Origin of the sequence: Streptomyces sp. NPDC057543 (assembly GCF_042801895.1) — a bacterium.
GTDB lineage: Bacteria > Actinomycetota > Actinomycetes > Streptomycetales > Streptomycetaceae > Streptomyces.
The window spans coordinates 1-7,338 of sequence record NZ_JBHVFF010000361.1; the positions used below are offsets into that span (position 1 = coordinate 1).

Consider the following 7,338-nt stretch of genomic DNA (forward strand, 5'->3'; position numbering starts at 1 on the left):
CTCCCGCACACCGTGCGGGAGGCCGGGCCTTTGTGGTGATGATCCGCCCCGAAATCGGTGATTCATCCCGTACGGGCGGACATTAGTGTGCTGCTGGGAACGTTCGCTTGACTCCATATTTGTGATCGCAATGATTCCCATCTGGCACACGGATAGCTCAAGCATTCCTCAAATCACTGGCGTAGCAGTCATGTTGGGGTGCACTCTGGTCCTGCCGCACCGAACGGTGGGGGGTGAAGATTGCAATGCGAATGATTGTAGATTCGCGGAAGCGATCGATTCGGGCGCAGGGGGATGGTGTTCGCCGTGCCGTCTGCGCAGGACGAAATGGGGAATCGTGAAGAAGATGCGCATCGCTTCGGCGGCCGCCGGGACCGCACTTGTCGCCTCGGCTCTGGTAGCCGTGCCGGCGACCACGGCAAGCGCCGGGCAGTTGATCTGCGATCCGGGCAGCCGCTCGGTCAGCTGGGTCACCGCGAGTCACAGCCGCGTGCTCACGCACAGGCCGAAGGGGGTGGAGAAGGAGTACACGGGGGGCAAGACGACGTACACCCGCACCGTCACGCACGAGAAGACGCTGACCGCCACCTGGTCCGTCACCGGCGGGGCGTCCGCGGGCTTCTCGGTGGGCAAGGTGCTGGCGAGCCTCGACGCGAATGTCGAGGGCAGCTACGTGCACGCCAAGGGTCACACCACGACCAAGAGCATCACCGTGACGGATCAGCTCACCAAGAAGGGCCGGTACTGGTTCTACGCGGGTAGGCTCCAGGCGTCGGGGTACTGGCAGGGATACCGGTGCGACCGGGGCACCAAGTGGATCAAGCAGGCACACGGCACGGCGAAGACTTACGGCGCACTGGTCGAGGGGGCCACTCGCTGCGGCGAGAAGGTGAGCCGTAAGAGCATCGCCGACCTGGTGCAGAAGAAGTACTGCTGACCTCACCGCCGGTCGGTCGAGCAGGTGCCCCGCACGTTCGCGCGCAAGCGGACATGCGGGGCACTTCGGCACTCCCTCGGACCGGTGACGTGAGCGCGCCGTCCCTCAGATGTGCAACTCGTATTCGTGGGCCGAGTGTCCGGTTATCGGGCGTCGCTCTCCGGAACATGTGTTAACGGTCCGTTTCGGGGGTGTCTGTCTGGGATCACTTTGTCCGCATTTCGGGTCTACGCGGGCGATTGATGTTGTCAAAACGAGACCCTTTAGCTGTGGTTTACAGCCCGGCCGTACTTAATAGTTGGCTCGATGAGCTCGGGTCAATGGGTCACGCACTGTGGGGAGTGCCGACTCACGAGCACACTCGGGTACTTGGGTGTCATTGCCGTCAGGGGTGTCGGCGAACGACCAAGGCCCTTCTTGTAGATCAGTGGACTCATGAGGAGGAAACCCATGCGTGGTGCCAAGAGCGCCAAGTGGGTCGCGGGAGCGGCAATCATCGCCCTGGCTGCGACCGCTTGCGGTGGCGGGGACGGCGACAAGAAGAACGACGCCGGCAAGGGGGCAGGCGGTGGCACGTTCCGTATGGGCATCACCGAGCCGGTCTCCATCGACCCGGTGAACGCCCAGGAGTCCGAGGGCATGGTCGTCGCCCGGGCCCTCTTCACCCAGCTGTACGACGTGTCCACGGACGGCAAGCTCGTCCCGAAGCTCGCCGAGTCCGGCACGTCCGAGGACGGCAAGACCTGGACGTTCAAGATCAAGGCCGGCACGAAGTTCACCAACGGTGAGGTCGTCGACGCCGAGTCGTTCATCCGCGGCTGGACCCGTGTCGCCGCGAAGGCCTCGGCCTCCGACGTCTCGTACCACATGGCCGGCATCAAGGGCTACGACGACCTGAAGGGCGGCAAGAGCGACAAGTTCGCCGGCCTGTCCGCTCCGGACGCCAACACCCTCAAGGTCGAGCTGACCGAGCCGGACTTCGAGTTCGACAAGAAGACCGCCCACGCGGCCTTCAGCCCGGTGCCGAAGGTCGCCGGCGCCGGTGACAACAAGTCGTTCAACGACGCCCCGATCGGCAACGGCGCCTTCAAGATGCAGGGCTCCTGGCAGCACAACGGCTCGATCACCCTCGTCCGCAACGACGACTACGGCCTGACCAAGGCCAAGCTGGACAAGGTCGAGTTCAAGATCCTGAACCCGGCCAACGGCGCCCAGCTCGAGTACACGGGCTTCCAGTCGGGCCAGTTCGACTACGCCCGTATGCCCACCCCGCAGCTCCCGGTCGCCAAGGCCAAGTACGAGCCGCAGGGCCAGTGGTACTCGGCCGAGTTCTCCGGCATCAACTACCTGGTCGCGTTCAACCAGTCCAAGCCGCTGAACAACGCCGACGCGCGCAAGGCGATCTCGTACGCGATCGACCGCGAGGCCATCGCCAAGTCCGTCTTCCAGGGCATGCAGAAGCCGGCCACCGCGTTCCTCCCGCCGTCCTTCGCCGACACCTACCAGGCCGGTGTCTGCACCTCCTGTGTCAAGCAGGACAAGGCCAAGGCCAAGGAGCTCGCCGCGAAGGGCGGCCTGAAGCCGGGCACGACCATCAACTTCGGCTACAACACCGGCGCCGGGCACGAGGAGTGGGTGCAGGCCATCGCGGCCCAGCTGAAGGACGTCCTCGGCCTCAACGTCAAGCTGGACGGCAAGCCGTTCAAGGAGGCCCTGGCCGCCCAGCAGGAGAAGAGCGCCAACGGTCTGTGGCGTTCGGCGTGGACCGCCGACTACCCGACCGCGGACAACTTCCTCGCCCCGCTGCTGAGCACCGCCGGCATCGGTGAGGACAAGGCGACCGGCAAGGCGCAGGGCGACAACCGCGGCCGCCACTCGAACCCGGCGTTCGACAAGCTGCTCGACCAGGCCCGCTCCGAGAAGGACGCCACCAAGCGTGCCGACCTGTACAAGCAGGCCGAGAAGATCGCCATCGACACCGACCAGGGTGTCATCCCGCTGTGGCAGCGCACCCAGTACCGTCTGGTGAACAACAAGAAGTTCAACAACATCAAGATGGACTTCTTCGAGGACCCGACTCTCGCAGAGATCTCTGCCAAGTAAGAGCCTCCTGCAGTAGGTAGGCGAAGGCCGTGGAGTCGGAGTAACTTCTTCGGTTTCACGGCCTTCGCTCCGTCCCGGGCGCACCCCCTACCAGCGCCCGGCAGCGGCCGCTCTCCCGATCGGATGACGCCGCCCACCCCACGCTCAGTATGTGAAGGAGGCATCGTGGGCAGATATGTGATCCGCCGGCTCGGGCAGATGATCGTCGTCCTCTTCGGTGCGACCGTTGTTCTCTTCTGCTGCCTGTTCATCCTGCCCGGCGACCCCGTGGGTTCGCTCGGTGGTGACAAGGCTCGCGACCCGGCCGTCGTGGCCGAACTCCGGGAGCGCTACGGTCTCAATGACCCGCTGCCGGTGCAGTACGGCCACTTCGTCCAGAACCTGGCCAAGGGCGATCTCGGTGAGGACTTCACCCAGCGCCGCCCGGTGACCGAGATCCTGAAGCCGAAGCTCGCGAACACCGCCGAGCTGGCTATCACGGCCATCCTCATCGACATCGCGATCGGCGTCTTCGCCGGTCTGATTGCCGCGTTGTTCAGATACTCGTTCTGGGACGTGTTGATCACTCTGCTGACCACGCTGGCCGTCGGATTCCCCTCCTTCATCATCGGTATGGTGCTGCAGAAGTTCTTCGTGGTGGACCTCCAGTGGTTCCCACTGATCTCCGACGGCTCCTTCAACTCGTTGATCCTGCCGGCCTTCACACTGGCGATCCTCGACGCGGCACTGGTGGCGAGACTCATGCGCGGCACCATGCTCGAGGTGCTGCGGGCCGACTACGTCAAGACGGCCGTCGCCAAGGGTCTGCCCCGGCGGACGGTGCTCGTCAAGCATGTGATGCGCAACTCGATCATCCCGGTTGTCACCTACCTCGGCATCTCCTTCGGCGGCCTGCTCGGCGGTGCTCTCATCACCGAGGCGATCTTCAACTGGGACGGCATCGGGCTGGCGCTGGTCCAGGCGGTTCAGCAGCAGAACAACCCGATCATCATCGGCGTGGTGACCTTCGGTGTCGCCGTGTTCGTTCTGCTCAACCTGATCGTCGACCTCTTGTACGCGGTCCTCGACCCGCGCATCCGTCTCGCCTGATCCCAGGCAGCCCGTTCTAGGAGTCACACCCATGACTGAGCTCACCAAGAGCACAGCGGAGGCGGGGACCGCTCAGAAGGCGGCCGCTCCGGCCGAGGCCGAGCCGGCGATCGCTCGCGTCACCCAGTGGGGCGAGATCCGCCACCGCTTCCTGGCCAACAAGCTGGCCGTGGTCGGCCTGGTGCTGGTCGGCCTGCTGTTCCTGACCGCCGCGTGCGCACCGCTGCTCGCGCCGTTCGACCCGCTGGCGCAGGACCTCAACAACACCCTGCAGTCGCCGGGCAACGGGCACCTGCTCGGTACCGACGCGCTCGGCCGCGACCAGTTGTCGCGCATCATCTACGGCGCCCGTATCGCCGTGGTGATCGGTCTCGCCTCGATCTTCCTGGCGTGCCTGATCGGCATGATCGTCGGCTCCCTCGCCGGGTACTTCGGCAAGGCCACCGACTCGGTGTTGATGCGCATCGCGGACGTCTTCTTCGCCTTCCCGCTGCTGATCGGCGCCATCGTCGTCATCATCGCGATGGGCCGCGGCGTCGCCCCGGTGATCATCTCGCTGGGAGTCTTCACCTGGCCGACGGTCTCCCGACTGCTGCGCAGTTCGATCCTGTCGGTCCGCGAGGCCGACTACGTGCTCGCCGCCCGCGCTCTGGGCGCCAGCACCTCGCGGATCATCATCCGGCACATCATTCCCAACTCCATCGCCGCGGTGATGGCGTACGCCGCCTTCAGTGTCGGCAGCGCGATCGTGGCGGAGGCGGCGCTGTCCTTCCTGGGCGTCGGGGTCAGTCCCGAAGTCGCCGAGTGGGGCAACATGCTGTCCTCGGCCCGCGATTTCCTCGGGGTCAAGGACTACCTCTGGGTCTACCCGTCGATCGCCGTGGTCCTCACGGTCCTTGGTTTCGTTTTCGTCGGCGACGGGCTGCGTGACGCCCTTGACCCGAAGCTGCGCTGAGAGGGCGGCACCACTACATGACTACTTCACACGTCACCGCGGAAGTGCCGAACCAGCGCTCCGGCGACACCGAGCCCCCTGTGCTCGAAGTGCGCGACCTGCACGTCGAGTTCAAGACCCGCGAGGGCATCGTCAAGGCCGTCAACGGCGTCAACTACGACGTCCGGGCCGGTGAGACGCTCGCCGTGCTCGGCGAGTCCGGCTCCGGCAAGTCCGTGACCGCGCAGGCGATCATGGGCATCCTCGACTCGCCCCCCGGGCGGGTCGCCAAGGGCGAGATCCTCTTCAAGGGGCAGGACATCCTCCAGCTCCCGGAGAGCGAGCGGCGCAAGCTGCGCGGCCCGAAGATGGCGATGATCTTCCAGGACGCGCTCTCCGCGCTGAACCCGGTCTACTCGGTCGGCAACCAGCTGGGCGAGATGTTCCGGGTCCACCAGGGCATGTCCAAGAAGGACGCCAAGGCCAGGGCCATCGAGCTGATGGACCGGGTGAAGATCCCGGCCGCCAGAAACCGGGTCAACGACTACCCGCACCAGTTCTCCGGCGGTATGCGCCAGCGCATCATGATCGCCATGGCGCTGGCCCTGGAGCCCGACCTGATCATCGCGGACGAGCCCACCACGGCGCTCGACGTGACGGTCCAGGCACAGGTCATGGACCTGCTGGCGGACCTCCAGCGCGAGTACAACATGGGCCTGATCCTGATCACCCACGACCTCGGCGTCGTCGCCGACGTCGCGGACAAGATCGCGGTCATGTACGCGGGCCGGATCGTCGAGCAGTCCCCGATCCACGAGCTGTACAAGCGCCCCGCGCACCCGTACACCCGCGGTCTGCTCGACTCGATCCCGCGGCTCGACCAGAAGGGCCACGAGCTCTTCGCGATCAAGGGTCTGCCGCCCAACCTGCTGAAGACGCCCTCCGGTTGCGCGTTCAACCCGCGCTGCCCCAAGGCGCAGGACATCTGCCGCACCGACGTCCCGGCCCTGCTGCCGGTGACCGAGCCGGACGGCACCGAGCTGGTCGGACGCGGCAGCGCCTGCCACTTCTGGAAGGAGCAGATCCATGGCTGAGCCCAGCAAGAAGGACGCCGCCGTGGACGACGCCCTCCCCAACGTCACCGAGGTGGAGACGGTCGACGCCGCCACGGAGGCGGAGGCGGTGGCCGCCCTCGACGCGAAGGTGGACCGCGGGGAGCCGGTCCTGCAGGTGCGCAACCTGGTCAAGCACTTCCCGCTGACCCAGGGCATCCTGTTCAAGAAGCAGATCGGCGCGGTCAAGGCTGTCGACGGGATCTCCTTCGACCTGTACCAGGGCGAGACGCTCGGCATCGTGGGCGAGTCCGGCTGTGGCAAGTCCACGGTCGCCAAGCTCCTGATGCTCCTGGAGACCGCCACCTCCGGTGAGGTCTTCTACAAGGGCCAGGACATCACCAAGCTGTCCGGCAAGGCCCTCAAGGCCGTCCGCCGCAACATCCAGATGGTGTTCCAGGACCCGTACACCTCGCTCAACCCCCGTATGACGGTGGGCGACATCATCGGCGAGACGTACGAGATCCACCCCGAGGTGGCGCCGAAGGGCGACCGCCGCAGCAGGGTCCAGGAGCTGCTGGACGTCGTCGGGCTCAACCCGGAGTACATCAACCGGTACCCGCACCAGTTCTCCGGCGGCCAGCGCCAGCGCATCGGCATCGCCCGCGGCCTCGCGCTCAACCCGGAGATCATCATCTGCGACGAGCCGGTCTCCGCGCTCGACGTGTCGGTGCAGGCCCAGGTCATCAACCTGATGGAGAGGCTCCAGGACGAGTTCAACCTGTCCTACCTCTTCATCGCGCACGACCTGTCCATCGTCCGGCACATCTCCGACCGGGTCGGTGTCATGTACCTCGGCAAGATGGCGGAGATCGGCACGGACACGGAGATCTACGACCACCCGACGCACCCCTACACCCAGGCGCTGCTGTCGGCGGTCCCGGTCCCCGACCCGGAGGCCCGCGAGGGCCGCGAGCGGATCATCCTCACCGGTGAGGTCCCGTCGCCGGCGAACCCGCCGTCGGGCTGCCGCTTCCGTACGCGGTGCTGGAAGGCCCAGGACAAGTGCTCCACGGAGCTGCCGCTGCTGGCGGTCCCCGAGCGCTTCAGGGGTTCGGACACACCGGCCGCGCACGAGTCGGCATGCCACTTCGCCGAGGAGAAGGACGTCGTCGGCGCGGCGTGACGATGTCCGGCCGGACATGAGCCGGAAGGCCCGGAAC

At 66.0% G+C, this 7,338-nt stretch carries 6 protein-coding genes; all 6 read left to right on the forward strand.

Annotation, left to right across the window (positions count from 1 at the left end):
• Positions 1 to 337: 337 nt before the first annotated feature.
• The 6 genes from ACFU8Q_RS36945 to ACFU8Q_RS36970 all read left to right on the forward strand — a co-directional run bounded on the left by ACFU8Q_RS36945 (position 338) and on the right by ACFU8Q_RS36970 (position 7,301).
• Positions 338 to 937, forward strand: coding sequence for a hypothetical protein (locus ACFU8Q_RS36945; protein WP_384463169.1), 600 nt, complete (start codon positions 338 to 340; stop codon positions 935 to 937).
• Between the two features lie 450 nt (positions 938 to 1,387).
• Entirely contained in the window at positions 1,388 to 3,040 is a 1,653-nt protein-coding gene (locus ACFU8Q_RS36950; RefSeq protein WP_384463172.1) for an ABC transporter substrate-binding protein, read from the forward strand.
• Positions 3,041 to 3,205: 165 nt separating this feature from the next.
• The gene (locus ACFU8Q_RS36955) at positions 3,206 to 4,129 is read left to right on the forward strand and encodes an ABC transporter permease (protein WP_384463175.1); all 924 of its coding nucleotides are present in this window, start codon (positions 3,206 to 3,208) and stop codon (positions 4,127 to 4,129) included.
• A 31-nt stretch (positions 4,130 to 4,160) separates the two neighbouring features.
• Entirely contained in the window at positions 4,161 to 5,084 is a 924-nt protein-coding gene (locus tag ACFU8Q_RS36960; RefSeq protein ID WP_384463178.1) for an ABC transporter permease, read from the forward strand.
• 17 nt (positions 5,085 to 5,101) lie between these two features.
• Entirely contained in the window at positions 5,102 to 6,157 is a 1,056-nt protein-coding gene (locus tag ACFU8Q_RS36965; RefSeq protein ID WP_384463181.1) for an ABC transporter ATP-binding protein, read from the forward strand.
• Positions 6,150 to 7,301: an ABC transporter ATP-binding protein gene (locus ACFU8Q_RS36970; RefSeq protein ID WP_384463184.1), complete on the forward strand. Its 1,152-nt coding sequence runs from the start codon at positions 6,150 to 6,152 to the stop codon at positions 7,299 to 7,301. Before ACFU8Q_RS36965 ends, ACFU8Q_RS36970 begins: the two co-directional genes overlap by 8 nt.
• Positions 7,302 to 7,338 lie beyond the last annotated feature (37 nt).